Source organism: Nocardioides exalbidus (genome assembly GCF_900105585.1).
Classification (GTDB): domain Bacteria; phylum Actinomycetota; class Actinomycetes; order Propionibacteriales; family Nocardioidaceae; genus Nocardioides; species Nocardioides exalbidus.
Genome location: NZ_FNRT01000002.1, coordinates 4,009,479 through 4,033,222, shown reverse-complemented (window position 1 = coordinate 4,033,222; position 23,744 = coordinate 4,009,479). Strand labels below are relative to the sequence as shown.

Below are 23,744 nucleotides of genomic sequence, written 5' to 3'. Positions count from 1 at the left end.
GAAAGTAGATCCTTGACCGTCACCGAATCCGTCCGTGCTGCCCTCGAGCAGACCGCATCCGACCAGGGCAAGGTCGAGAGCCACCTCAACCCGGTGGGCTCCTTCGACGTCGCCGACCACCCCGTGCCCACCGGGCGCGAGGAGATCTGGCGCTTCACCCCGCTCAAGCGGCTGCGTGACCTGCACGGCGACGCACCGTTCAACCGCAGCACGACCTCATGCACGTGGAACACCCCCGACGGTGTCCGCATCGAGGGCGTCTCGGGCGACGAGGCGCGCGCGCTGCGCGGCATCTCGGCGTGGAAGCCGAACACCCGCTTCGCGGCGCGGGTCCTGGCCGAGGTGCCCGACTCGCTGCTCGTCGACGTGCCGGCCGACCTCGAGGTGGCCGAGCCGGTCGTGATCTCGCTCAAGGGCGAGGACGCGACCAACACCGAGGCCGGTCACGTGGCGCTGCGCTTCGGCGCGCACAGCAAGGCCGTCGTGGTGATCAACCACGAAGGCTCCTCGTCGGTGGCCGCGGTCGTGGAGGTCGTCGTCGGTGACGGCGCCGACGTCACGGTCGTCTCGATCCAGGACTGGGCCGACGACGCCGTCCACCTCGCGCACCACCAGGCGCGCGTCGGGCGCGACGCCTCCTACAAGCACGCCGCGATCTCCTTCGGCGGCGACGTGGTGCGCATGGACGCCAACGTCACCTACGACGGCCCGGGCGGCTCCGCGGAGCTGCTGGGCCTCTACTTCGCCGACGCCGGCCAGCACATCGAGCACCGCCTCTTCGCCGACCACAACGCCCCGCAGACCAAGAGCCACGTGGTCTACAAGGGCGCGCTGCAGGGCGAGGGCGCGCACACCGTGTGGATCGGCAACGTGCTGATCCGCAAGGTCGCCGAGGGCATCGAGACCTACGAGGAGAACCGCAACCTCGTGCTCACCGACGGTTGCCGGGCCGACTCGGTTCCCAACCTCGAGATCGAGACCGGCGAGATCGCCGGCGCGGGCCACGCGTCGACGACCGCGCGCTTCGACGACGAGCAGCTGTTCTACCTCCAGGCACGCGGCATCTCCGAGGCCGAGGCGCAGCGCCTGGTCGTCCACGGCTTCTTCAACGACCTGATCCGCAAGGTCGGCGTGCCGTCCATCGAGGACCGCCTGCTGACCACGGTCGAGGCCGAGCTCGCCAAGAACGTGCTGAAGGAGCTGTCTGCATGACCTTCGAGCGCGTCTGCGCCCTGGACGAGGTGAGGCCCGACGAGGGCCTCGCCGTGACCCTCGGCCGCTACGAGATCGTCGTGGCGCGTGACGGCGACGAGGTCTTCGCGCTCGAGAACGAGTGCAGCCACGCCGCGGTCGCGCTCAGCGAGGGCGAGGTCGCCGACTGCCAGATCGAGTGCTGGCTGCACGGGTCGACGTTCGACCTCCGCACCGGCAAGCCCACCACTCTCCCGGCGACCGAGGCGGTCGCCACCTTCCCCATCGAACTACGCGCCAACCCCGACGGCACCAGCGACGTGTACGTCGACACCGAGACCACCCTGAACGGAGTCACCCCCGCATGAGCAAGCTCGTCATCACCGACCTCCACGTGTCCGTCGAGACCGAGGACGGCCCCAAGGAGATCCTCAAGGGGGTCACCCTCACCATCAACGACGGCGAGACGCACGCCATCATGGGCCCCAACGGCTCCGGCAAGTCGACGCTGGCGTACTCCATCGCCGGTCACCCGAAGTACACGATCACCAGCGGCTCGGTGACCCTCGACGGCCAGGACGTCCTCGAGCTCTCCGTCGACGAGCGTGCCCGCGCCGGCCTGTTCCTCGCGATGCAGTACCCCGTCGAGGTCCCCGGTGTCTCGGTCTCGAACTTCCTGCGGACCGCCAAGACCGCGATCGACGGCGAGGCCCCCAAGCTCCGCACCTGGGTCAAGGACGTCAACGCCGCCCTCGAGCAGCTCAACCTCGACCCGACCTTCGGCACGCGCAGCGTCAACGAGGGCTTCTCGGGCGGCGAGAAGAAGCGCCACGAGATCGCTCAGCTCGAGCTCCTCGACCCGAAGGTGGCCGTCCTTGACGAGACCGACTCCGGCCTCGACATCGACGCGCTCAAGGTCGTCTCCGAGGGCGTCAACCGCTTCCGGGCGCGCGAGGGCAAGGGTGTCCTGCTGATCACCCACTACACCCGCATCCTGCGCTACATCGAGCCCGACTTCGTCCACGTGTTCGTCGACGGCAAGGTCGCGGAGTCCGGCTCCAGGGAGCTGGCCGACGAGCTCGAGGCCAACGGCTACGACCGCTTCCTCACCAAGACCGCGACGGTCTGAGACACCACCCACCCGTTCGCACCGAAAGGGGCAACCGATGGAAGGCTTGCTTCCGGATCTCGACGTGATCCGCAAGGACTTCCCGATCCTCGAGCGCACGCTCGCGGGCGGAGTGCCGCTGGTCTACCTCGACAGCGCGAACACCTCGCAGAAGCCGCAGGTCGTCATCGACACGATGGTCGACCAGCTCGAGCGGCACAACGCCAACATCGCCCGCGCCATGCACCAGCTCGGCGCGGAGTCGACGGAGGCCTACGAGGGCGCGCGCGACAAGGTCGCGGCCTTCCTCAACGCGCCCTCGCGCAACGAGGTGGTCTTCACCAAGAACGCCACCGAGGCCCTCAACCTCCTCGCCCGCACGATCGAGCTCGGCCCCGGCGACAACGTCGTCATCACCGAGATGGAGCACCACTCCAACATCGTGTCGTGGCAGCTGGCGTGCGAGCGCTCGGGTGCCGAGCTGCGATGGTTCGGCCTGACCGACGACGGCCGGCTCGACCTCGGCAACGCCGACCAGCTCGTCGACGAGCACACCAAGGTCGTGGCCTTCACCTGGGTGTCCAACATGCTCGGCACGATCAACCCGGTGGCGGACCTCGCTGCCCGCGCCCGCGCGGTCGGTGCCGTCTCCGTGGTCGACGCCTCGCAGGCCGCGCCGCAGCTGCCGGTCGACGTCCAGGCGGTCGGCTGCGACTTCCTGGTCTTCACCGGCCACAAGGTCTGCGGCCCGACGGGGATCGGCGTGCTGTGGGGCCGCGAGGAGCTCCTCAACGCGCTGCCGCCCTTCCACGGCGGTGGCGAGATGATCGAGACCGTGACCATGGCGCGGTCGACGTACGCCCTCGCGCCGCACCGCTTCGAGGCCGGCACCCCGCCGATCGTCGAGGCGATCGGGCTGGGCTGCGCCGTCGACTACCTCGGCCACATCGGCCTCGACGCGATCCACGCGCACGAGCAGGCGATCACGGCGTACGCCCTCGAGGGGCTGCAGACCGTGCCCGGCGTGACCGTGCTCGGACCGCTCGACGCGACCCAGCGTGGTGGCGCGATCTCCTTCGAGCTCGCAGGCGTCCACCCGCACGACATCGCCCAGGTGCTCGACTCGCGCGGCGTCGCCGTCCGGGCCGGCCACCACTGCGCCAAGCCGGCACACGCGCGCTTCGGCGTGCAGAGCTCGACGCGGATGTCGTCCTACCTCTACACGACCCCTGCGGAGATCGACGCGCTCATCGAGGCGCTGCACCAGACCCGCAGCTACTTCAAGGTGGACGGATGAGCACCGACCTCGACGCCCTCTACCAGGAGATCATCCTGGACCACTACAAGAACCCGCACCACAAGGGACTGCGCGACCCCTACGAGTCCGAGGTCCACCACGTCAACCCGACCTGCGGTGACGAGGTGACCCTGCGGGTGCACCTCGCCGACGGCACCGTGGCCGACGTGTCCTACGACTCGGTCGGCTGCTCCATCTCGCAGGCGTCGGCCTCGGTCCTGACCGACCTGGTGATCGGCAAGCCGGTCGACGAGGCCATGGAGATCCACCGGACCTTCCTCGAGCTCATGCAGGGCAAGGGGCAGGTCGAGCCCGACGAAGACGTCCTCGAGGACGGCATCGCGTTCGCCGGTGTCGCCAAGTTCCCCGCGCGCGTGAAGTGCGCACTCCTGTCCTGGATGGCGTGGAAGGACGCGACCACCCGGGCCCAGTCCGACTCCGCCCAGACAGAAGGAGCCTCCTCATGAGCGAGATCGACCACAGCGACCTGCCCGAGGTGCCCGAGGCCGGCGGCGCCGGCGGCACCGCCACCGTGACCGTCGACGAGGTCACCGAGGCGATGAAGGACGTCGTCGACCCCGAGCTCGGCATCAACGTCGTCGACCTCGGCCTCGTCTACGGCGTGCACCTCGACGAGCACAGCAACGCCGTGCTCGACATGACCCTCACCTCGGCCGCGTGCCCGCTGACCGACGTGATCACCGACCAGACCGAGCAGGCCCTCGAGGGCCTCGTCGGCGACGTCGCGATCAACTGGGTGTGGATGCCGCCGTGGGGCCCGGACAAGATCACCGAGGACGGCCGCGAGCAGCTGCGGGCCCTGGGCTTCAACGTCTGAGGCGACAGGCCCGGACGCCATGACCGATGTCATGGCGGACGGGTGAGAGGTGGCATGCGTGGCGCCCGCGCCCGGACGCCATGCTCGAGGCATGAACCGACGGACGCTCTCCTTCATCGCCCTGGCCATCTCGATGTTCTACGGCGTGGGCTTCGTCGTCATCCCCGACGGCAGCCGGAGCGGCTACGCCGTCATCGGTGCGGTCGTGGTGGCGCTGGCCTGGGTCGCCTCCGGCCGCTTCGGCAAGCCGGACCACCAGGGCTGACCGGCGCGGTCCTGCCGACGCGAAATTGCGTGGCACGGCCTCGCGGGAGGGCGCACACTCCATGGCGTGCTGAACCCCCACCCGACGCGCTACGCCGAGCTCAACGGCGTGCTCCACGACCTCGTCACCGAGGCGCGGGTCGCGCTGGGTGAGTCGTTCGTCGGCGCCTACCTCCAGGGCTCGTTCGCGCTCGGCGCGGGCGACCAGCACAGCGACTGCGACTTCCTCATCGTCGTGCGCGAGCGCCCGGACGCCCGGCAGGAGGCCGCGCTGCGGGCGCTCCACCACGACCTCCCGCACCGGGACGGCTCCTGGAACCGCCACCTCGAGGGGTCGTACGCCGTCGCCGCGGACCTCCGCACCACCGAGGGCCTGGGCCGCGAGTGGCTCTACGTCGACCACGGCTGGGACCAGATGTCCTGGTCGACTCACTGCAACCAGGCGTGGACGCGCTGGATCCTCCGCGAGCACGGCATCACGCTCGCGGGCCCGTGCCCGGTGGAGCTGATGGACCCGGTGCCGGAGGACGTGCTGCGTGGCGCTGCCCGGGCCGGTCTCGACACCCTCGCCGACGACGTCCTCGGCTGGTGCCCGCCGACGATCGCGTGGTGCCAGCGCTACCTCGTCATCCAGGCCAGTCGCAGCCTCTACACCGTCCGCACGGCCGAGGTCGCCAGCAAGCGCGACGCCCTGCGCTGGGTGATGATGCACGCCGACCCGCGGTGGCGCCCGCTGCTCCAGCAGGTGCTCGCCGACCGGGAGCTCGGCTGGGAGCCGGACGCCCCGCCGCGGCCGGGCTCGCTCGACGCGGCGCGGGACTTCGCGGCGTACGTCGCCGAGGTCGCCTGAGCAGCGCGCGCCCGTGTCGTTGGGCGCAGGCGGCTAGGGTCCCCGCATGGAGCCCGACGTCGATCCCACCAGCGAGAGCGGCGCCCTCGACCCGGGCGACGTCGAGTTCGACCACGAGGAGCTCCGGGTCTTCTGGGACCTCGCCCGCTACCACGCCAAGCTCAACGCGGCGCCGACCTACTTCGGGCCCACGACGCTCGAGTCGGTGCCACCGCCGGCCTGGGCGTTCGGCGAGTCGGCCGAGGAGTCGGACGCCTTCGTGGAGCACGTCCTCGACGACGAGCTGGGCAGCACGACCGCGACCGTCGCGGACTACGGCGACGAGCTGCCCGAGACCGGAGTGCTCTCGATCCTGTGCGACGGCTCCGGTGCGCCGCGCGCACTCGTGGAGGTGAGTGACGTCGCGATCTCCGGTGACGAGGTCGTCGAGTCCTTCAAGGTCGTCTACCAGCCCCGAACCCTGGTCGGGTGGCCGTGTGGGAGAGTCCTCGCATGGCCGAGCGGATGACCTACCTCCTCGTCGACGGGGAGAACATCGACGCCACCCTGGGCACCTCGATCCTCGGCCGGCGCCCCCGGCCCGAGGAGCGGCCCCGGTGGGACCGGCTCCTCGAGTGGGCCGAGCGGGCCTTCGACCAGGACGTCTCCGGCCTGTTCTTCCTCGCCGCGACGACCGAGCTCCCGACCAGCTTCGTCCAGGCGCTGCTCGCCATCGGGTTCAAGCCGATCCCGCTGAGCGGTGAGGGCAAGGTCGTCGACATCGCCATCCAGCGGACCGCCGAGGCGCTCGTCGACCGCGAGGCCGACGTCGTGCTGGTCAGCCACGACGGCGACTTCGTCGACCAGGTCTCCGCGCTCGCCGACGGCAGCCGCCAGGTCGGGATCATCGGCTTCAGCGAGTTCGTCAACGCGCAGTTCCGCAGCCTGCCCGGCGTGCGGATCTTCGACCTGGAGTACGACCTCGGCGCCTTCAACTCCGCGCTGCCGCGCACCCGCGTGATCCCGATCGACGAGTTCGACCCGCTCGACTTCCTCTGACCTCAAGCCGGGGCGGTCACGCTCAGGACCCGGGACACGAGCCCGTCGTCCTCGAGCGCGTCCGCCTCGACGCGCGCGACCTGGCGCCGCGAGACCTTCATGGTCGGGATCGTGTCGCCGGTGCTGACGTGCGCCGGCTCGTCGGTGGGTCCGTCGTTGAGCACGGTCGGCCGCACGACGGTCCACCCGAGACCGCTCTCCCGGACCATCCGCTCCTGCCGCTCGTGGTCGTCGACCTGCGGCCGGATGGCCAGGCTGAAGAACGCCTTGAGCGCCAGTGGCAGGTGGCGATAGGTGTCCCCGATGCCGTACGTCGACTGCACGACGAGGCGACGCACGTCGTGCTCCCGCATCGCGTCGAGCACCACGCGGGTGCCGGCGGACCGGACGTCGAGCCGTGAGCTCGCCCGCCGGGTCAGGCGGACCTTGAACGGGTTGTCCGGGATGCCGAGCGTGATCGCGACCGCGTCCTGGCCGACCAGCGCCTTGGCGACGGCGTCCGCGTCCAGCACGTCCCCGGTCACCGTGCGCACCCCGTCGGGGTGCGTGCCCGGCTGGCGTGAGAAGGCGGTGACCACGTGGCCCCGCTCGACCAGCTCGGCGACGAGCTCGGCCCCGGTGCCCCGGCTTGCCCCTACGACGAGAACCCTCATGTCCTGCTCCTTCGATGATGCTCCGGACCTCTTCCGGGCTGCCTCCAGCGTGGTCCGACAGGGCTGGACGATCAATGCCACATCGACCGGATCTCTTGCTCGATCGTCCGAGCAGGCGCACACTCGTGCCATGACGCGCGACGTGCTGACCGAGACCCTCACCGACTTCGGCATGAGCGGTGTCTTCTACGCGGTCTCCGACCTCAGGGCCCCGTGGGGGATGGAGATCCCGGCGCTGCCCGGCACCGTGGTGTTCCACCTGGTCACGGCGGGCGAGATGGTGCTCGAGGTCGGGGACGAGCGGCACTGGATGCGCGCCGGCGACATGGCCCTGGTGCCCACGGGACTCGGCCACTCGGTCCTCGACGCACCCGGCAGCGAGGCGGTGCCCCTCTTCGACCTGCCGCGGATCGAGGTGGCGGAGCGCTACGAGCGCCTCAGCATCCCCGGCCCGGGCGCTGCGGCCGAGCTCGTCTGCGGCGCGGTGAGCTTCAGCGGCCTCGGCGTCGCCCGGCTGCTCCGCAGCCTGCCCTCGATCCTGCCTGCGGGCGACGGCGGTGACGCTGCCTGGATGCGGGCTGCCTTCGAGGTGATCGGGGCCGAGTCGCGGAGCCCACGCCCCGGCAGCGACGTCGTCACCGCGCGACTCGCCGACGTCCTCGTCGTCCAGGTGGTGCGCGCGTGGCTGGAGTCGGGGGAGCAGGACCGCGGCTGGGTCGCGGGCCTCCGCGACCCCCAGGTCGGCAGGGCGCTCGCCGCCTTCCACGCCGGACCGGGCGCCGCCTGGACGCTCGCCTCGCTGGCGGACGAAGCCGGGATGTCGCGCTCCGCCTTCGCCGAGCGCTTCCGCGACACCCTCGGCGAGCCGGCGATGTCCTACGTGACGGCCTGGCGGATGGACCTCGCCGCGCGGATGGTCCGCGAGCGCGGCCTCTCGCTCGCCCGGATCGCCGAGCGTGTCGGCTACCAGTCCGAGGCGGCCTTCAACCGCGCCTTCCGCCGAGCCCACGGCATGACCCCCGGCGCCTACGCCCGTCGCGACCCCGCCGAGATGGTGCTGCCGGCCGGGCTCGTCGCCCAGCTCGCGCCGAAGCCACGCGGACCTGTCGATCCTGCGCACGCCGACCCGTCATCCCGGTGACAGGCACACCACCGATCCCAGGAGGACCACCATGCCGCGCTACCTGCTGCTCATCCACGGCGACGAGAAGCAGTGGTCGACGACCACCGACGCCGACCGGGCGGTGAAGGACGCCGCCCACCGCGACTTCGCCGCAGCCGTCGGGGCGCGGCTCGTGCTGGGCCACGAGCTCCACCCCGCGAGCGCCGCCCGGACGGTCCGGCGTGGCGACGACGGCGCGCCGGCCGCCACCGACGGGCCGTTCGCCGAGACCCGCGAGTCCGTCGGCGGCCTCTACGTGATCGAGGCCGACAGCATGGACGAGGTCGTCGCCCTGGCCGCCACGCTCCACGAGGTCACCGAGTCGCACAGCGGCGTCGAGGTCCGCGAGGTCCTCGGTTAGGTTCGCCGCATGCCCGCCGTCCTCGTCCCCGCCGTCCGGTGGGAGAGGTGGGTCGCCAACTTCGCCTCCCGGCACGACGGCGCGAGCCTGACGGTCGTCGACGGCGGGTTGGGCGGGACCGCCGCCGACGGCTCGCACTTCTCCGCCCGCCTGCCCTTCGGGGCGGCGTACGACGGCCCGGCCGACGCGGGTGCCTTCGCGACGGCCGTCGTGGCCCCCACTGCGTGGGGCGTGCTGCTCGTGCGCAAGGGAGGCTTCGCGGTCGCCCGGCTCGGCGGCACGGGGCTCGTCGAGCACAAGGTGGGGCAGCGCCACGTGCAGGGCAGGACCAAGGCCGGAGGGCAGAGCCAGCAGCGCTTCGCCCGCCGTCGGGACAACCAGGCGCGCCAGGCCTACGAGGCCGCGGCCGACCACGCCGCACGGATCCTGTCCGGCGTACCCCTCGCCTCGGCCGGGGGAGACCGCGCCGCGGTCGACGCGGTCCTCGACGACACGCGCCTCGCGCACGTCACCGTCGTCGAGCCGTGGCACGCGGTGCCCGACCCGCGGCGTGCGGTCCTCGACCAGGCGATCGCGGACACCCAGGCGATCCTGGTCGACGTCGTCAACGCCTGACGCCAGCGGATTCCCCGGTTCGAACCGCCGATTCCCATGACGTCGCAGGCCGCGGGAGCGGGCGTAACTTGTGAGGTGTGAGCAACGCGATCGAGGTCCGCGGCCTCGTCAAGGAGTTCGGCCGGGCACGGGCCCTCGACGGCCTCGACCTGCAGGTGGCGGCGGGGGAGGTGCACGGCTTCCTCGGGCCCAACGGCGCCGGCAAGTCGACCACCATCCGCGTCCTCCTCGGGCTGCTGCGGAGCAGCGGTGGCACGGCCACCGTCTTCGGCCTCGACCCGTGGCGCGACTCGACGGACATCCACCGACGCCTGGCCTACGTCCCCGGCGACGTGAGCGTCTGGCCCAACCTCTCCGGCGGCGAGACGATCGACCTGCTGCTGCGGATGCGCGACCTCGACCCGCGCTCGACCCGGCGCGACGAGCTGCTCCAGCGCTTCGAGCTCGACCCGACCAAGAAGGGCCGCGCCTACAGCAAGGGCAACCGGCAGAAGGTCGCGCTGGTCGCCGCCTTCGCCGCTCCCACCGATCTGCTGGTCCTCGACGAGCCCACGTCCGGGCTCGACCCGCTGATGGAGCAGGTCTTCAACGAGTGCCTGGCCGAGCACAAGGCCGCCGGCACCACGGTGCTGCTGTCGAGCCACATCCTGAGCGAGGTCGAGCGGCTCGCCGACCGGGTCACCATCATCCGCGCCGGCAGGGCGGTCGAGTCCGGGACGCTCGCCGACCTGCGGCACCTGCGGCGCAACCGCGTCCGTGCGGAGGTCTCCGGCAGGGTCCCCGACCTCGCCGGGCTCGAGGGCGTCCACGACGTGGAGGTCGACGGCCAGGTGGTCTCCGCCTCCGTGGACCCCGCGGGCCTCCCGCTCCTGCTGAAGGCCATCGACGGCGCCGGGGTGGTCGCGCTGACCAGCACGCCGCCGACGCTGGAGGAGCTGTTCCTCGACGCCTACCGGGCCACCCCGTGAGCGACCGCCTCCGCGGCACCGGGCTCCTCCTGCGCTTCGCGCTGCGCCGCGACCGGGTGCTGCTGCCGGCATGGATCCTGCTGCTCACCGCGATGGTCGTCGCGAGCGCGGCAGCGACCGGTCCGCTCTACGACACGAAGGCCGCGCAGGTCGCCGCCGCGGAGGCGCTGAACGCCAGCCCGGCGATCGTCGCGCTCTACGGGCCGGTCCTCGACACCTCCAGCCTGGGCGAGCTCTCGATGACCAAGCTCACCGTCCTCTACGCCGTGTTCGTCGCGTTCATGTCCGTCGTCGTCGTACGACGCCACACGCGCGTCGAGGAGGAGAGCGGTCGCGCCGAGCTGGTCGGCGCCACCGCCGTCGGCCCGGACGCCCAGGTGGCGGCGGCCCTCGCCGAGGCGGCGCTCGCGTCGGTCCTGCTCGGGGTCCTCGCCGCCGCGGGCGACATCGCGTGCGGGCTGCCGGTCGCGGGCTCGGTGCTCTTCGGCGCCTCGTGGACCGGGATCGGCCTCGTCGGTGCCGGGGTCGCGCTGCTGGCCGCCCAGGTCCCGAGCAGTGCGCGCACCGTCGGCTTCGTCGCCTCCGGGGCGATCGCCGTCCTCTACCTCCTGCGCGCGGTCGGCGACACCACCGCGGGGTGGCTCTCGTGGCTCACGCCCTTCGGCTGGGGCACCCGGCTCAGTGCGTGGCACGAGCCGCGGGTGTGGCTGCTCGTCGGCTACCCCGCCGTGGCGTTAGTGCTGACCGCGGTCGCCCTGGCGCTGCGTCGACGACGCGACCTCGGTGCCGGCGTCCTGCCCGACCGGCCCGGCCCCGCCGAGGGCTCCCCGCGGCTGCGCGACGCGATGGCGCTGGTGTGGCGGCAGCAGGGCACCGCGCTCGGCGGCTGGACGGTCGGCATCGGTGCGATCGGCGTGCTGATGGGCTCGATCGTGCCGAGCATCGGCGACCTGCTTGACGGCGAGTCCACCCGCTCGATCATCGAGTCGATGGGCGGGGAGGGCGCGCTGCAGGACTCCCTGGTCTTCGCCCTGGCCTCGGTCGTGGCCGTCGTGATCGCCTGCTTCGGCATCTCGGCCGTGACCCGGGCGGCCGGCGACGAGCACGACGGTCGCACCGAGATCGTCCTGGCGACCGCGACGTCGCGCGCCGCCGTCCTCCTGGCCGTCGCGACCGCATCGCTCGCCGGCAGCACCTGGCTGCTGCTGGTCTCCGGTGCCGCGACCGCGGCCGGGCGGGGCGACGGGCTCTCCCCGGTCGGTGCGGCGCTCGCCCAGGCGCCCGCCGTGTGGGTCGTGCTCGGCGTGGCCCTGCTCCTGCTGTCGGTCCGCAACCGATGGGCCGTGGCCGGCTGGGCAGTCCTCGCGGCGTGCGTGACCCTCGGCCAGGTGGGCGCCTCGCTCGACCTGCCGGGCTGGCTGCTCGGGGTGTCGCCGTTCCACCACGTCCCGAAGTACCCCTCCGAGGCGTTCGCGTGGGCCCCCGAGGTGGTGATGGCGCTGCTCGCCACGCTGCTCGTCGTCGCGGCGGATCGCCGCTACCGGAGCCGTGACATCGGCTAGCGTCCTGCCCATGTGGCAACCCGAGCCGGGATGGCAGCCCCTCCCGGGCGGCGGCCCGGCCACCGTCGGGGTCTGGTCCTCGAGCCACCGGGGCCGTGACGTGGTGGTCAAGCGGCTCCGCTGCCCCGACCCGCACGACGCCCCGAGCGCGCTGGTCCCGCGCGACGTGAACTACTGGCGTCGGGCCGCCGACGTGGCCCTCAGCGGCGTCGTCTCCGACGCCCCCGGCCTGCGCGAGGCACCCGTGGTCCGCGTCGAGGAGGACGAGGAGGGCATCACCCTCGTGCACGAGCGCGTGGAGCTCCACGACGCGCCCGGGCCGTGGCTCGCGGCGTGCCTCGGCCGCTTCGCCGCCACCGACCTCGGGTCGCACGGGTGGCTCGCCCGCGACCAGCTCCGCAGCCGTCTCGCGCTCGTCGAGCGACGCGGCGGGTGGCGGCTGCTCGCCAGGACCCCGATGGCCGACGTCGCCGACCACCTCTGGTCGCACCGCTCGGTGTGGCTCGACCGCACCGACGCCCTGCCCCAGGTCGCGCAGCACGGCGATCCCTCGGCGGCCAACATCCCCGGCAGGCACGGTGGTCCGGACGGTGAGGACGCCGTCGCGATCGACTGGGCCCACCTCGGCCGCGGGCCGGTCGGGGCCGACCTCGGCTACCTCTCGCTGGCGACCCGCGAGGAGATCGACCCCCTCGTGGAGGCGTACGTCGCCGCCCTCCCGCCCGGCGTGGCCACCACCGAGCAGGTGCTGACCGGCGCGCGGGTGATGGCCGTCTACACCGCGCTCACGCGCCTCGACTGGGCGCTCGCGCGCGTGGCCGACGGCGAGGGCGCGCTGGCCGGCAAGTTCCGCCACCCCAGCGTCGCTCCCTACATCTACGCCATGCAGCGGCAGGTCGCCCACATCGAGGCGCTGCTCGGCTGAGTCGTCAGAGCGTGCTGGCGGAGAAGGTGTCGCAGGCCTCGAGGGTGCCCTTCTCGTAGCCGGTGCTGAACCACTTCATCCGCTGCGCGGACGAGCCGTGCGTCCAGCCCTCCGGGTTCACCCGCTGGCCGCCGGCCTGCTGGATGCGGTCGTCGCCGACCGTCTTGGCCGCGTCGAGGGCCTCCTCGATGTCGCCTTGGTCGAGCTCGAGGAAGATCCCGTCGCCGCCGCTGGCGGCCTTCGTCCACATCCCGGCGTAGCAGTCGGCCTGCAGCTCGAGGCGTACGGCGTCGGAGTTGGGGCCCTGCTGCGTCTTGACCCGGCTCATCGTGCCGAGCAGGTTCTGGATGTGGTGGCCGTACTCGTGGCCGAGGACGTAGGGCTCGACGAAGTCGCCGCCCTGCCCGCCCAGCTGGTTCTCCAGCACGTCCTGGAAGAAGGTCGTGTCGAGGTAGACCTGCTGGTCCGCCGGGCAGTAGAACGGGCCGACCTGCGAGGTGGCCTGGCCGCAGCCGGTCGAGATGGCACCGCTGAAGGTGATGATCTGGGCGGGCGTGAACTGGGTGTCGCCCTGCGCCGGGAGGGTCTCGGCCCAGTAGTCCTCCAGCGAGAGCGCGACCGCCTTGCGCGCGCAGTCGACGTCGGTCTCCGCGTCGGCGCCGGTCTTGCAGTTGGCGTAGCGGTCGCTGTCCTGGGACAGGCCGGCCGGGTTGCCGCTCTGGCCCTGCGGGTCGACGCCGGTCCCGCCCCCGCCGGTGAGCCCGCCGCCGCCCGTGCACTGGGTGAGCAGCACGAAGAGGACGACGATGATGATGCCGCCGATGCCGCCACCGGCCCGCATGCCGCCGGGGATGGGCATCCGCATGCCGCCACCGGACATCCCGCCGCCACCGCCACGGCCACCGGCGTCGGAGACCCTGCCCTTGCTGATGTCGGCCTTCGGGTTGAAGCGCATGGGAGGAGCCTTTCCGCAGGTCATGACGGTGGGTGCGAACCTCTGCGCAGACTAGCGCTGGTGGCGCCGATGGGGCTCGCACGGCCACCCCTTCGTAGGATGTCGCCCGAGATGATCAACGCCCAGAAGCTCGAGGTCCGAGCCGGCGCGCGGCTCCTCATGGAGGACGTCACCTTCCGCATCGCCTCCGGCGACAAGGTGGGCCTCGTGGGGCGCAACGGTGCCGGCAAGACGACGCTCACCCGCATCCTCGCCGGAGAGGGCCAGCCCGCGTCCGGACAGGTGATCCGCAGCGGGGAGATCGGCTACCTCCCGCAGGACCCGCGGGTCGGCGACCCCGAGGTGATCGCGCGCGACCGGATCCTGTCCGCCCGCGGCCTCGACGAGGTCGTACGACGCCTGCGCCAGGCCGAGGTCGACATGGGCAGCGAGGACCCGAAGGTCCACGAGCGCGGGATGCGCCGGTGGGCCAACGCCGATGCCGAGCTGCACGCCGGAGGCGGGTACGCCGCCGAGTCGGAGGCCGCGCAGATGGCGGCCGCCCTCGGGATCGAGGAGCGCATCCTCGCCCAGCCGATCGGCACGCTCTCCGGCGGCCAGCGACGCCGCGTCGAGCTCGCCCGGATCCTCTTCTCGGGCGCGGAGATCATGCTGCTCGACGAGCCGACCAACCACCTCGACGCCGACTCGATCATCTGGCTGCGCGACTTCCTCAAGGCGCACCGGGGCGGCTTCGTGGTGATCAGCCACGACAACGCGCTGCTCGAGGCCACCGTCAACAAGGTCTTCCACCTCGACGCGAACCGCGCCGTCATCGACGTCTACAACATGGGCTGGCACAACTACCTCACCCAGCGCGAGGACGACGAGAAGCGCCGCAAGCGCGAGCGGATGAACGCCGAGAACAAGGCGAAGGCGCTCACCGACCAGGCCAACAAGATGCGGGCCAAGGCCACCAAGGCGACCGCCGCGCAGTCGATGCTCAAGCGGGCCGAGAAGATGATGGCCGGCATCGAGTCCGAGCGCGCCGCCGACAAGGTCGCCCGGATCGCGTTCCCCGAGCCCGCGCCGTGCGGGAAGACGCCGCTCATGGGCACCGAGCTGTCGAAGTCCTACGGCTCGCTGGAGGTCTTCACCGCCGTCGACCTGGCGATCGACCGGGGGAGCCGGGTCGTCATCCTCGGCCTCAACGGCGCCGGCAAGACCACGATGCTGCGGATCCTCGCGGGCGTCGACCAGCCCGACACCGGCGAGGTCGTGCCGGGCTTCGGGCTCAAGATGGGCTACTACGCCCAGGAGCACGAGACCCTCGACGTCAACCGCACGGTGCTGGAGAACATGCACAGCGCGGCCCCGGAGCTCACCGACACGCAGGCCCGCTCGGTGCTCGGCTCGTTCCTCTTCTCCGGCGACGACGCGCACAAGCCCGCCGGCGTGCTGTCGGGCGGGGAGAAGACGCGCCTCGCGCTGGCGATCCTGGTCGTCTCCAGCGCCAACGTGCTGCTCCTCGACGAGCCGACCAACAATCTCGACCCCGCCTCGCGCGAAGAGGTCCTCCACGCGATCCGCAGCTACACCGGCGCGATCATCCTGGTCACCCACGACGAGGGCGCGGTGCGCGCGCTCGACCCCGACCGGGTGCTGCTGCTGCCCGACGGCGACGAGGACCTCTGGAGCGACGAGTACGCCGACCTGGTGTCGTTGGCCTGAGGTTACCGGCGAGTAGTAGCCTCGGGGCATGACTCCCGAGGACCTCGCCGCGGTCGGCCTGCGGCTCGACGTCGACGGCCAGGTCGCGACCGTCACGCTCGACCGACCCGACGTGCGCAACGCCCAGACCCCCGCCATGTGGATCGCGCTGGGCGAGCTGGGCCGCTCGCTCCCCGACGACGTCCGGGTGGTCGTGGTGACGGGGGAGGGTGCGACGTTCTCCGCCGGCCTCGACCGCGCCATGCTCGACCCGGCCACCGCCGGCCAGGAGTCGGTCGTCGGGCTGCTCGCGCTGAGCGACGAGGACGCCTCGGCCCGGATCGACGCCTTCCAGCAGGGCTTCACCTGGCTGCGCGACCCGCGCTTCGTCTCGATCGCGAAGGTCCGCGGGCACGCGATCGGCGCCGGCTTCCAGCTGGCGCTCTCGTGCGACCTGAGGATCGTCGCCGACGACGTGAAGTTCTCCATGAAGGAGTCCGCGCTCGGCCTCGTCCCCGACCTCACCGGCACCAAGCCGCTCGTCGAGCACGTCGGCTACGCCCGCGCGCTGGAGATCTGCGCGACCGCGCGGGTCGTCGGCGCCGAGGAGGCCGTGCGGATCGGCCTGGCCCAGGCGTCGTACGCCCCCACCGACCTCGACGCCGCCGTCGCCGAGCTGGCCGCGGCCCTCCTCGCCCCGATGCCGGGGGTCGTGAGCGAGACCAAGACGCTGCTGCAGGGAGCCGCCGACCGCGACCTCGACGAGCAGCGGCGCCTCGAGCGGGAGGCGCAGGTACGCCGCTTCCGCGCGCTCGCCGCCGCCCTCGCCTGACGTCCCGGGATGCGCCGTTGTCGGTGGCGCGAGGAACAATGGCCACCGGTCGCGGGTTGTGACCGGGGACGAAGGAGCACGGATGTCGATGGGCCCGGGTGCAGGCGGACCGCCGTGGCGGTTCCTGCGCAGCGACCGGAGCGTGGTCGACAACAAGATCGAGCGCAAGACCGTGCGTCGGGTGCTCGGCTTCGCGCGCCCGCACCGGCGACTGATCGCGGGATTCCTCGCGGTGACGGTCGTCGACGCCGGCCTCGTCGTCGTGCCGCCGCTTCTGCTGAAGGCGATCATCGACGACGCGGTGAGCGGTGGTGACCTCTCGCTCGTCATCTGGCTCGCCGCGCTCGTCGCGCTTGTCGCGGTCGTCGACGCGGGCTTCGGGCTGATCACCGGGTGGCTGTCGAGCCGCATCGGCGAGGGCCTGATCTACGACCTCCGCACCCAGGTCTTCGCGCACGTCCAGCGGCAGTCGCTGGCGTTCTTCACCCGCACGCAGACCGGCGCGCTGGTCTCGCGGCTCAACAACGACGTCATCGGCGCCCAACGCGCGTTCACCTCGACGCTGCAGGGCACGGTCTCCAACATCATCGCCGCCATCGTCGTCGGCGTGACGATGCTGTTCCTCAGCTGGCCGGTGACGCTGCTGTGCGTCGCGCTCTTCCCGATCCTGCTGATCGCCTCGCGCGTGGTGTCGCACAAGCTGGCCGACCTCTCGCGCCAGCAGATGGACGGCAACGCCGACCTCGGCAACGCGATGACCGAGCGCTTCAACGTCGGCGGCGCGATGCTGCTCAAGCTCTTCGGCCGCCGCGACGTCGAGGACGCGACCTATGCCCGCAAGGCCGCCGTCGTCCGCGACCTCGGCATCCGGATCTCCCTGCTCACCCGCGTCTTCTTCGCCGCGATGACGCTGGTGCCCCAGCTCGCCACCGCGCTGGTCTACGGCATCGGTGGCTGGCTCGCGATCCGCGGCGACCTCTCCGTCGGCACCATCGTCGCGCTCGGGGTGCTGCTCACCCGCCTGCTCGGCCCGCTGCAGGGGCTGTCCAACGTCCGCATCGACGTGATGACCGCGCTGGTGAGCTTCGACCGGGTCTTCGAGGTCCTCGACCTGCCGTCGCTGATCCAGGAGAAGCCCGGCGCCGTCGAGCTGCCCCGCACCGCGTCGAAGCTGGAGTTCGACCACGTCGCCTTCACCTACCCCCGCGCCGACCAGATCTCGCTGGCCTCGCTCGAGACCGTCGCCCGCAAGGAGTCCGGGGACAGCGGCCAGGTGCTCCACGACGTCTCCTTCACCGCCGAGCCGGGCCAGATGGTCGCGCTCGTGGGTCCGTCCGGCGCCGGGAAGACGACGGTCACCCACCTCGTCGCGCGGCTCTACGACGTCGAGCGCGGCGCCGTGCGGGTCGACGGCCACGACGTCCGTGACGTGACGCTGCAGTCGCTGGAGGACGCCGTCGGCTACGTCACCCAGGACGCGCACATGTTCCACGACACCATCCGGGCCAACCTGCTCTACGCCCGGCCCGAGGCCACCGACGACGAGATCTGGGCCGCCCTCGAGGCCGCGCAGATCGCCCACCTGGTGCGCGTGCTGCGCGACGGCCTCGACACCGTCGTGGGCGATCGCGGCTACCGCCTCAGCGGGGGAGAGCGCCAGCGCCTCGCGATCGCCCGGCTCCTGCTCAAGGCGCCGTCGATCGTCGTGCTCGACGAGGCGACCGCCCACCTCGACAGCGAGTCCGAGGCGGCCGTCCAGGGCGCGCTCGACGCCGCGCTCGAGGGCCGCACGTCGCTGGTCATCGCGCACCGGCTCTCCACCGTCCGCAACGCCGACCTGATCCTCGTCCTCGACGACGGCCGCGTCGTCCAGTCCGGCACCCACGCCGACCTCCTCGCCGCCGGCGGGCTCTACGCCACGCTCCACGCGACCCAGTTCCGCGAGGCCCCGGTCGGCTGACGCGTCTCCCTCGGCACGCCGTTCACCGGTGCGTCGTGCCCGGCTAGCCTCGGGCCATGGATCTCCAGCTGGCCGACCGCGTCTTCATCGTCACCGGGGGAGCCCGGGGACTTGGGCGGGCGAGCGCCGACGCGCTGGTCGCGGAGGGCGCCCGCGTCGTGCTGTCGGGGCGCTCGCAGGAGTCGCTCGACGCGGCCGTCGCGACCCTCAACGACGCTGCCGGGCGCGAGGCGGCGGTCGGCGTGGCGGTCGACAACTCCGAGCGCGGGGCGCCCGCCCGGCTGCTCGCCGCGGCCGACTCCGCCTGGGGACGGATCGACGGCGCCCTGATCAGCGTGGGCGGCCCGCCGAAGGGCCCGGTCACGACCATCACCGACGAGCAGTGGACCGCTGCCTTCGAGTCGGTCTTCCTCGGCGCGGTGCGCCTGGCCCGCGAGGTCGGCACGTCGCTGCCCGCCGGCGGGGCCCTGGGGCTGGTGCTCTCCTCGAGCGTGCGGTCCCCGCTGCCGGAGATGGCGATCTCCAACGGACTGCGCCCGGGCCTCGCGATGGTCGCCAAGACCCTCGCCGACGAGCTCGGCCCCCGCGGCGTACGAGTCAACGGGCTCCTGCCGGGTCGCATCGCCACCGAGCGGGTCGCCGAGCTCGACGCGTCGACCGGTGACCCCGAAGCAGCACGCCACCGGGCAGAGGCGACGATCCCGCTCGGTCGCTACGGTGAGCCGGAGGAGTTCGGCGCGGTGGCGGCGTTCGTGATGTCGCCGGCCGCGTCATTCCTGACGGGCGTGATGCTCCCGGTCGACGGCGGACTCCTGCGCGCCCTGTGACGACGGACGAGGGGCGGGGGGCTCGTCGTCCCAGTCCTCGCCGCGGTCGAGCCGCTCGCGCCAGGTCTTGCGCTTCGGCTTGGGCGCCACCGCCCTGGCTGGGGCGGGCTTCGCCGGGGCGGCCGGCGCCGGCTTGTCGGCGGGTCGGGGTGCGGACCGGTCACTGCCGGCCCACGGCCCGCGACCGCCGCGCATCTCGTCGACGATGAGGAAGAAGAAGCCGAAGATCGCCAGCGCTCCGAAGAACCACCACTGCAGGCCGTAGAAGAAGTGCGGTCCGTTGTTCAGCTCCGGCAGCTCGACCGGGAGCAACGCCTCGGCCGGCTCCGGCGACTCGCTGCGGAGGTCGACCCAGCCGCCGAGCACCTCACGGTCGAGGGCCTCGCCGATCTCGCCGCTGTTGACCGCGCGGGTCGACTTCCCGGACACGTGGGTGCTGTCGCCCTCGGCGTCCTGGCGGACCCACCCCGTCACGGTGACCTCGCCGCTGGGCGGGGCGGGCACGTCGGCCGACGTCGCACCGCGGTTGTCGGTGGCGTACCACCCGCGGTCGACGAGCAGGCTGGACCCGTCGGCGAGCTCGAGGGGCACGACGACGTCGACGCCGGCCTCGCCCTCACGCGTGCGGTAGCGCACGATCACCGTGTCGTCGACGTCGTAGGTCCCGGTCGCCTCGACGATCCGCCACTGGTCGGCCCTGGTGACGGGCTCGCCGGGGGTGAGCACGTCGGTGACGGGGGCAGGCCCGGCCTTCTCGTTGCGCTCGATGATCGAGTTCAGCTGCTTGCGGTCGTCGAGCCGGTGGAACTGCCACTCGCCGAGCCGCCACGCGACCCAGGCGAGGAAGACGACGACGAGTGCGAAGACGATCCAGCGGCGTGAGACGAGGAACCGCATCTTGTGCACCCGCCGAGGTTATCCGCCGCTTCCTGAGCCGCAGACGGTGCCTCGGTAGACTCGGCGGGTGACGACACCTCTGGCAGATCGCTTCGGCCGCGTGGCCACTGACCTGCGCGTGTCCCTGACCGACCGGTGCAACCTCCGGTGCAGCTACTGCATGCCGGCGGAGGGCCTCGACTGGCTCCCCACCGACGAGACGCTCACCGACGACGAGGTGGTCCGGCTGGTCACCATCGGGGTCGAGCAGCTGGGGATCCGGGAGGTGAGGTTCACCGGCGGTGAGCCGCTGCTGCGTCGCGGGCTCCTCGACATCGTGGCCCGCAGCCACGCGCTCGGCGTCGAGACGTCGCTGACCACCAACGCGCTCGGCCTCCAGCGCACCGCCCAGGCGCTGGCCGACGCGGGGCTCGACCGGATCAACGCCAGCCTCGACACCGTCAGGCCCGAGACCTTCGCGACGATCACCCGGCGCGACCGGTTCGACGACGTCGTGGCGGGCCTCGAGGCCGCGAAGGCCGCCGGACTCGGACCGATCAAGATCAACGCCGTCCTGCTGCGCGGCACCAACGACGACCAGGCGCCCGAGCTGCTGCGCTGGTGCCTCGAGCACGGCTACGACCTCCGCTTCATCGAGCAGATGCCCCTCGACGCCCAGCACGACTGGAACCGCGCGGCGATGGTCACGGCCGACGAGATCTTCGAGTCGCTGTCGGGCGAGTTCACGCTGACGCCCCACTCCGAGCCGCGGGGCAGCGCCCCCGCCGAGCTCTTCGCCGTCGACGGCGGTCCTGCCACCGTCGGCATCATCGCCTCGGTGACCCGGCCCTTCTGCGGCGACTGCGACCGGGTCCGGATCACCGCCGACGGCCAGGTCCGCAACTGCCTGTTCGCCCGTCACGAGTCGGACCTCCGCACGGCGCTCCGGTCCGGCGCCAGCGACGCCGTCATCGCCGAGCGCTGGGTCGTCGCGATGCGGGGCAAGGCCGCGGGACACGGGATCGACGACGAGACCTTCCTCCAGCCCGACCGCCCGATGTCCGCCATCGGGGGCTGAGCGGAGACGCGCCAGCGGATCCGCTGATGGTGGTCGAGCGAGCCGCGCGACCGAGGAACGAGGTCGTGACCGGCGTGTCGAGACCCGGAGCCCTGGTGATGAGCCTCGATCGGTACGACGTCAGGCGGGCGTGTGCGCCACGACGTCCTTCAGGAACCCGCGGGCCCCGAGGAAGTCGCTGAGCGACTGGCGGTGCTCGTCGCACGCGAGCCACGACTTGCGGCGCTCGGGCGTGTGGATCTTCGGGTTGTTCCACTGCAGGTCCCACACGGCGTCGGCCTGGCAGCCCTTGGCCGAGCAGATGTCGCGGTCCATCTCGGGCTGCACGGGGATCCTTCCGGGAGGGCGGCGGGCTGCCGGGAAAAGCAAGGTGCCGGACAGCCACGGGGGGAAGCTGTCCGGCACCTCAGAGTGCGAAATCGCAGACGGGGGATGCTGCGCTCGCGTCAGCGATCATGGCACGGCGATGTGGCAAAACCAAACTTCTGCTGGGCAGGTGTCAAGCAAAAATCAGTGCTCGTCGTCGTCGCGCGCCGTCAGTTCATGGGTGCCGGGGGAGTCCCGCAGCGTGAATCCGTCGTCGCGCTGGTCGCCGGCGTTGGCCATCACCACCGCGAACAGCGGCAGGAACACCGCGGCGGCCACCAGGACCCACCGCAGCGGGCCGGGTCCGACCGCCACGGCGGCGATGAAGCAGACGAGGCGGATCGACATCGACACGCCGTAGCGCACCTGCCGTGAGTGCATGTCCTCGGCGGCGCTGCTGCGTGCCGTGGTGATGCGGACGGCGTCCTGCTTGGCCATGCTCTCGACTCTACGCCTGCCCTCCGCATCGCTAGGGTCGTGGCACCACGACCAGGAGGCACCCCCATGACCAACCGCACCTACCGCGTCACCGAGATCGTCGGCACCTCGCCCGACGGCATCGACGCAGCCATCCGCAACGGCATCGAGCGCGCTGGCAAGACGCTGCGCCACATCGACTGGTTCGAGGTCACCCAGGTCCGCGGCCAGGCCAAGGACGGCCAGGTCGAGCACTTCCAGGTCGGCATGAAGGTCGGCTTCCGCCTCGAGGACGAGTGAGCCTGTTTCGGCGTACCCCGCGGTAATCACTAGCGTCGGGCTCGTGAGCGACAACCCGAGCACCCCCAAGTCCGTACTCGTCACCGGCGGCAACCGCGGCATCGGCCGTGCGATCGCCGAGGCGTTCATCGCCCAGGGCGACAAGGTGGCGGTCACGACCCGCAACGGCGGTGCTCCCGAGGGTGCGCTCGACGTGCGCTGCGACATCACCGATGCCGACGCCGTCGAGGCCGCGTTCAAGCAGGTCGAGGAGGCCCACGGCCCGGTCGAGGTGCTCGTGGCCAACGCCGGCATCACCAAGGACACGCTGCTCCTCCGGATGAGCGAGGACGACTGGTCCTCGGTCATCGACACCAACCTCACCGGCACCTTCCGGCTCGCCAAGCGCGCCGCGAAGGGCATGCTCCGCCTGCGCCGTGGCCGGATCATCCTGATCTCGTCGGTCGTCGGCCTCCTCGGCTCGGCCGGGCAGGTCAACTACGCCGCCTCCAAGGCCGGCCTCGTCGGCATGGCCCGTTCGCTCGCCCGCGAGCTCGGCAGCCGCTCGATCACCACCAACGTCGTCTCGCCCGGCTTCGTCGAGACCGACATGACCGACGTCCTCACCGACGACCAGAAGGACGCGATCAAGGGGCAGGTGCCCCTGGGCCGCTACGCCTCCCCGGCCGAGGTCGCCTCCGCGGTCACGTGGCTCGCCTCGGACGGCGCCGCCTACGTCACCGGGGCCGTGATCCCGGTCGACGGCGGCCTCGGCATGGGCCACTGACCCACCACCACCTGACTTCTCCGACAGCACCAGCGAAGGGACACACCCATGGGAATCCTCGACGGCAAGCGCATCCTCGTCGCCGGCGTCACGATGGACAGCTCGATCGGCTTCGCGACCGCCCGGGTCGCACAGGAGCAGGGCGCGACGGTGCTCATCTCCAACTTCGGCCGTGCGCTCGGCATCACCAAGCGGATCGCCAAGCGGCTCCCGCAGGAGCCTCCGGTGCTGGAGCTCGACGTCACCGACGAGGAGCACCTCGCCGGCCTCGCCGACCAGGTGCGTGAGCACGTCGACGGCCTCGACGGCGTGGTCCACTCCATCGCCTACGGCAACCCCGAGACGCTGCTCGGCGGGAAGTTCATGGACGGCCCGTGGGAGGACGTGGCGCAGGCGGTGCAGGTGTCGGCGTACTCCCTCAAGTCGCTCGCCGTCGCCACGAGGCCCCTGCTCTCGCGTGGCAGCTCGATCGTCGGGCTGACCTTCGACGCGACCACCGCGTGGCCGGCGTACGACTGGATGGGCGTGGCCAAGGCGGCCCTGGAGAACACCTCGCGCTACGTCGCGCGCGACCTCGGTCCCGAGGGCATCCGCTGCAACCTGGTCTCCGCCGGCCCGCTCAAGACGCTGGCCGCGAAGGCGATCCCGGGCTTCGAGGAGCTCGAGTCGTCGTGGAAGGACCGTGCGCCGCTGGGCTGGGACGAGTCCGACCACACGCCGACCGCGCAGGCCGTCTGCGCGCTGCTGAGCGACTTCTTCCCGGCCACGACCGGCGAGATCGTCCACGTCGACGGCGGCTTCCACGCGATGGGGCTCTGACCCGCCGGGCCCACTTCGGTAGTTTCG

Annotated in this window: 29 protein-coding genes; 24 read left to right on the top strand and 5 right to left on the bottom strand. The window is 72.0% G+C overall.

What is annotated here, in order from left to right; all coding sequences use genetic code 11:
- Positions 1-12 precede the first annotated feature (12 nt).
- The 10 genes from sufD (at position 13) to BLV76_RS19530 (ending at position 6,586) form a co-directional block, all read left to right on the top strand.
- Positions 13-1,212: a Fe-S cluster assembly protein SufD gene (sufD, locus tag BLV76_RS19570; protein ID WP_090971350.1), complete on the top strand. Its 1,200-nt coding sequence runs from the start codon at positions 13-15 to the stop codon at positions 1,210-1,212.
- Positions 1,209-1,559 carry a non-heme iron oxygenase ferredoxin subunit gene (locus BLV76_RS19565; protein WP_090971348.1) on the top strand — a complete coding sequence of 117 codons (351 nt, stop codon included), beginning with the start codon at positions 1,209-1,211 and terminating at the stop codon, positions 1,557-1,559. Before sufD ends, BLV76_RS19565 begins: the two co-directional genes overlap by 4 nt.
- Complete coding sequence (gene sufC / locus BLV76_RS19560; RefSeq protein WP_090971346.1) at positions 1,556-2,320, top strand: Fe-S cluster assembly ATPase SufC; 765 nt, start codon at positions 1,556-1,558, stop codon at positions 2,318-2,320. The genes BLV76_RS19565 and sufC overlap by 4 nt, the downstream gene beginning before the upstream one ends.
- A 37-nt stretch (positions 2,321-2,357) precedes the next feature.
- Positions 2,358-3,596 (top strand): cysteine desulfurase, encoded by a 1,239-nt coding sequence (locus BLV76_RS19555; protein ID WP_090971345.1) that lies wholly within the window; start codon positions 2,358-2,360, stop codon positions 3,594-3,596.
- The gene (sufU, locus tag BLV76_RS19550) at positions 3,593-4,063 is read left to right on the top strand and encodes a Fe-S cluster assembly sulfur transfer protein SufU (protein WP_090971343.1); all 471 of its coding nucleotides are present in this window, start codon (positions 3,593-3,595) and stop codon (positions 4,061-4,063) included. The genes BLV76_RS19555 and sufU overlap by 4 nt, the downstream gene beginning before the upstream one ends.
- Positions 4,060-4,434: a metal-sulfur cluster assembly factor gene (locus BLV76_RS19545; RefSeq protein ID WP_090971341.1), complete on the top strand. Its 375-nt coding sequence runs from the start codon at positions 4,060-4,062 to the stop codon at positions 4,432-4,434. The genes sufU and BLV76_RS19545 overlap by 4 nt, the downstream gene beginning before the upstream one ends.
- A gap of 91 nt (positions 4,435-4,525) precedes the next feature.
- A complete protein-coding gene (locus BLV76_RS22705) occupies positions 4,526-4,699 on the top strand; it encodes a hypothetical protein (protein WP_175539761.1) in 174 nt (57 codons plus the stop codon).
- Positions 4,700-4,765: 66 nt separating this feature from the next.
- Positions 4,766-5,548, top strand: coding sequence for an aminoglycoside adenylyltransferase domain-containing protein (locus BLV76_RS19540; protein ID WP_217630397.1), 783 nt, complete (start codon positions 4,766-4,768; stop codon positions 5,546-5,548).
- Positions 5,549-5,594: 46 nt separating this feature from the next.
- Positions 5,595-6,056, top strand: coding sequence for a hypothetical protein (locus BLV76_RS19535; protein WP_090971339.1), 462 nt, complete (start codon positions 5,595-5,597; stop codon positions 6,054-6,056).
- On the top strand, positions 6,041-6,586 hold the full coding sequence (locus BLV76_RS19530) for an NYN domain-containing protein (RefSeq protein WP_090971337.1): 546 nt from the start codon (positions 6,041-6,043) through the stop codon (positions 6,584-6,586). The genes BLV76_RS19535 and BLV76_RS19530 overlap by 16 nt, the downstream gene beginning before the upstream one ends.
- 2 nt (positions 6,587-6,588) lie before the next feature.
- On the opposite strand, the gene BLV76_RS19525 is transcribed toward BLV76_RS19530, so the two are convergent.
- Entirely contained in the window at positions 6,589-7,239 is a 651-nt protein-coding gene (locus BLV76_RS19525; RefSeq protein WP_090971335.1) for an NAD(P)-dependent oxidoreductase, read from the bottom strand.
- Positions 7,240-7,369: 130 nt separating this feature from the next.
- On the opposite strand from BLV76_RS19525, the gene BLV76_RS19520 reads away from it, so the two are divergent.
- The 6 genes from BLV76_RS19520 (at position 7,370) to BLV76_RS19495 (ending at position 12,832) form a co-directional block, all read left to right on the top strand.
- Entirely contained in the window at positions 7,370-8,380 is a 1,011-nt protein-coding gene (locus BLV76_RS19520; RefSeq protein WP_090971334.1) for an AraC family transcriptional regulator, read from the top strand.
- A 31-nt stretch (positions 8,381-8,411) separates the two neighbouring features.
- A complete protein-coding gene (locus tag BLV76_RS19515; RefSeq protein ID WP_090971332.1) occupies positions 8,412-8,762 on the top strand; it encodes a YciI family protein in 351 nt (116 codons plus the stop codon).
- Between the two features lie 9 nt (positions 8,763-8,771).
- On the top strand, positions 8,772-9,377 hold the full coding sequence (locus tag BLV76_RS19510) for an acVLRF1 family peptidyl-tRNA hydrolase (protein ID WP_090971330.1): 606 nt from the start codon (positions 8,772-8,774) through the stop codon (positions 9,375-9,377).
- 77 nt (positions 9,378-9,454) lie between these two features.
- Complete coding sequence (locus tag BLV76_RS19505) at positions 9,455-10,345, top strand: ABC transporter ATP-binding protein (RefSeq protein ID WP_090971328.1); 891 nt, start codon at positions 9,455-9,457, stop codon at positions 10,343-10,345.
- Positions 10,342-11,907, top strand: coding sequence for an ABC transporter permease (locus BLV76_RS19500; protein ID WP_090971326.1), 1,566 nt, complete (start codon positions 10,342-10,344; stop codon positions 11,905-11,907). The genes BLV76_RS19505 and BLV76_RS19500 overlap by 4 nt, the downstream gene beginning before the upstream one ends.
- 10 nt (positions 11,908-11,917) lie before the next feature.
- Positions 11,918-12,832, top strand: coding sequence for a phosphotransferase (locus BLV76_RS19495; protein WP_090971324.1), 915 nt, complete (start codon positions 11,918-11,920; stop codon positions 12,830-12,832).
- 4 nt (positions 12,833-12,836) lie between these two features.
- On the opposite strand, the gene ypfJ is transcribed toward BLV76_RS19495, so the two are convergent.
- A complete protein-coding gene (gene ypfJ, locus BLV76_RS19490) occupies positions 12,837-13,787 on the bottom strand; it encodes a KPN_02809 family neutral zinc metallopeptidase (protein ID WP_090971322.1) in 951 nt (316 codons plus the stop codon).
- A 111-nt stretch (positions 13,788-13,898) separates the two neighbouring features.
- Here ypfJ and BLV76_RS19485 point away from each other — a divergent pair, with 111 nt between their 5' ends.
- From BLV76_RS19485 to BLV76_RS19470, 4 genes are all read left to right on the top strand, one after another.
- Complete coding sequence (locus BLV76_RS19485; protein ID WP_090973001.1) at positions 13,899-15,497, top strand: ABC-F family ATP-binding cassette domain-containing protein; 1,599 nt, start codon at positions 13,899-13,901, stop codon at positions 15,495-15,497.
- A gap of 28 nt (positions 15,498-15,525) precedes the next feature.
- A complete protein-coding gene (locus tag BLV76_RS19480; RefSeq protein ID WP_090971320.1) occupies positions 15,526-16,308 on the top strand; it encodes an enoyl-CoA hydratase/isomerase family protein in 783 nt (260 codons plus the stop codon).
- 88 nt (positions 16,309-16,396) lie between these two features.
- Entirely contained in the window at positions 16,397-18,268 is a 1,872-nt protein-coding gene (locus BLV76_RS19475) for an ABC transporter ATP-binding protein (protein WP_425433745.1), read from the top strand.
- A gap of 56 nt (positions 18,269-18,324) precedes the next feature.
- On the top strand, positions 18,325-19,095 hold the full coding sequence (locus BLV76_RS19470; protein WP_090971316.1) for an SDR family oxidoreductase: 771 nt from the start codon (positions 18,325-18,327) through the stop codon (positions 19,093-19,095).
- Here BLV76_RS19470 and BLV76_RS19465 read toward each other — a convergent pair.
- Positions 19,039-19,992, bottom strand: a complete 954-nt coding sequence (locus tag BLV76_RS19465) for an SURF1 family cytochrome oxidase biogenesis protein (RefSeq protein ID WP_245734951.1) — start codon at positions 19,990-19,992, stop codon at positions 19,039-19,041. The two genes, BLV76_RS19470 and BLV76_RS19465, sit on opposite strands and share 57 nt — an antisense overlap.
- Positions 19,993-20,059: 67 nt before the next feature.
- Between BLV76_RS19465 and moaA the strand changes: the two genes are divergently transcribed.
- Positions 20,060-21,049: a GTP 3',8-cyclase MoaA gene (moaA, locus tag BLV76_RS19460; RefSeq protein ID WP_090971312.1), complete on the top strand. Its 990-nt coding sequence runs from the start codon at positions 20,060-20,062 to the stop codon at positions 21,047-21,049.
- Positions 21,050-21,169: 120 nt separating this feature from the next.
- On the opposite strand, the gene BLV76_RS19455 is transcribed toward moaA, so the two are convergent.
- A complete protein-coding gene (locus BLV76_RS19455) occupies positions 21,170-21,376 on the bottom strand; it encodes an acetone carboxylase (protein ID WP_425433737.1) in 207 nt (68 codons plus the stop codon).
- A gap of 183 nt (positions 21,377-21,559) precedes the next feature.
- A complete protein-coding gene (locus BLV76_RS19450) occupies positions 21,560-21,853 on the bottom strand; it encodes a DUF3099 domain-containing protein (RefSeq protein WP_090971310.1) in 294 nt (97 codons plus the stop codon).
- 66 nt (positions 21,854-21,919) lie between these two features.
- Here BLV76_RS19450 and BLV76_RS19445 point away from each other — a divergent pair, with 66 nt between their 5' ends.
- From BLV76_RS19445 to fabI, 3 genes are read left to right on the top strand one after another with little or no spacing between them, the layout of a single operon-like run.
- Positions 21,920-22,132 carry a dodecin gene (locus BLV76_RS19445; protein ID WP_090971308.1) on the top strand — a complete coding sequence of 71 codons (213 nt, stop codon included), beginning with the start codon at positions 21,920-21,922 and terminating at the stop codon, positions 22,130-22,132.
- A gap of 43 nt (positions 22,133-22,175) precedes the next feature.
- Positions 22,176-22,898, top strand: coding sequence for a 3-oxoacyl-[acyl-carrier-protein] reductase (gene fabG, locus BLV76_RS19440; RefSeq protein WP_090971306.1), 723 nt, complete (start codon positions 22,176-22,178; stop codon positions 22,896-22,898).
- Positions 22,899-22,946: 48 nt separating this feature from the next.
- A complete protein-coding gene (fabI, locus tag BLV76_RS19435) occupies positions 22,947-23,717 on the top strand; it encodes an enoyl-ACP reductase FabI (protein ID WP_090971304.1) in 771 nt (256 codons plus the stop codon).
- The last annotated feature ends 27 nt before the right edge of the window (positions 23,718-23,744 follow it).

What these genes read in the sequence shown, in the direction of transcription:
- BLV76_RS19565 (WP_090971348.1), top strand. Translation starts at nt 1,209, where the DNA reads ATGACCTTCGAGCGCGTCTGCGCCCTGGACGAGGTGAGGCCCGACGAG.
- sufC (WP_090971346.1), top strand. Translation starts at nt 1,556, where the DNA reads ATGAGCAAGCTCGTCATCACCGACCTCCACGTGTCCGTCGAGACCGAG.
- BLV76_RS19555 (WP_090971345.1), top strand. Translation starts at nt 2,358, where the DNA reads ATGGAAGGCTTGCTTCCGGATCTCGACGTGATCCGCAAGGACTTCCCG.
- sufU (WP_090971343.1), top strand. Translation starts at nt 3,593, where the DNA reads ATGAGCACCGACCTCGACGCCCTCTACCAGGAGATCATCCTGGACCAC.
- BLV76_RS19545 (WP_090971341.1), top strand. Translation starts at nt 4,060, where the DNA reads ATGAGCGAGATCGACCACAGCGACCTGCCCGAGGTGCCCGAGGCCGGC.
- BLV76_RS22705 (WP_175539761.1), top strand. Translation starts at nt 4,526, where the DNA reads ATGAACCGACGGACGCTCTCCTTCATCGCCCTGGCCATCTCGATGTTC.
- BLV76_RS19535 (WP_090971339.1), top strand. Translation starts at nt 5,595, where the DNA reads ATGGAGCCCGACGTCGATCCCACCAGCGAGAGCGGCGCCCTCGACCCG.
- BLV76_RS19530 (WP_090971337.1), top strand. Translation starts at nt 6,041, where the DNA reads ATGGCCGAGCGGATGACCTACCTCCTCGTCGACGGGGAGAACATCGAC.
- BLV76_RS19525 (WP_090971335.1), bottom strand. Translation starts at nt 7,239, where the DNA reads ATGAGGGTTCTCGTCGTAGGGGCAAGCCGGGGCACCGGGGCCGAGCTC.
- BLV76_RS19520 (WP_090971334.1), top strand. Translation starts at nt 7,370, where the DNA reads ATGACGCGCGACGTGCTGACCGAGACCCTCACCGACTTCGGCATGAGC.
- BLV76_RS19515 (WP_090971332.1), top strand. Translation starts at nt 8,412, where the DNA reads ATGCCGCGCTACCTGCTGCTCATCCACGGCGACGAGAAGCAGTGGTCG.
- BLV76_RS19510 (WP_090971330.1), top strand. Translation starts at nt 8,772, where the DNA reads ATGCCCGCCGTCCTCGTCCCCGCCGTCCGGTGGGAGAGGTGGGTCGCC.
- BLV76_RS19495 (WP_090971324.1), top strand. Translation starts at nt 11,918, where the DNA reads ATGTGGCAACCCGAGCCGGGATGGCAGCCCCTCCCGGGCGGCGGCCCG.
- ypfJ (WP_090971322.1), bottom strand. Translation starts at nt 13,787, where the DNA reads ATGCGCTTCAACCCGAAGGCCGACATCAGCAAGGGCAGGGTCTCCGAC.
- BLV76_RS19485 (WP_090973001.1), top strand. Translation starts at nt 13,899, where the DNA reads ATGATCAACGCCCAGAAGCTCGAGGTCCGAGCCGGCGCGCGGCTCCTC.
- BLV76_RS19480 (WP_090971320.1), top strand. Translation starts at nt 15,526, where the DNA reads ATGACTCCCGAGGACCTCGCCGCGGTCGGCCTGCGGCTCGACGTCGAC.
- BLV76_RS19475 (WP_425433745.1), top strand. Translation starts at nt 16,397, where the DNA reads ATGGGCCCGGGTGCAGGCGGACCGCCGTGGCGGTTCCTGCGCAGCGAC.
- BLV76_RS19470 (WP_090971316.1), top strand. Translation starts at nt 18,325, where the DNA reads ATGGATCTCCAGCTGGCCGACCGCGTCTTCATCGTCACCGGGGGAGCC.
- BLV76_RS19465 (WP_245734951.1), bottom strand. Translation starts at nt 19,992, where the DNA reads ATGCGGTTCCTCGTCTCACGCCGCTGGATCGTCTTCGCACTCGTCGTC.
- BLV76_RS19450 (WP_090971310.1), bottom strand. Translation starts at nt 21,853, where the DNA reads ATGGCCAAGCAGGACGCCGTCCGCATCACCACGGCACGCAGCAGCGCC.
- BLV76_RS19445 (WP_090971308.1), top strand. Translation starts at nt 21,920, where the DNA reads ATGACCAACCGCACCTACCGCGTCACCGAGATCGTCGGCACCTCGCCC.
- fabI (WP_090971304.1), top strand. Translation starts at nt 22,947, where the DNA reads ATGGGAATCCTCGACGGCAAGCGCATCCTCGTCGCCGGCGTCACGATG.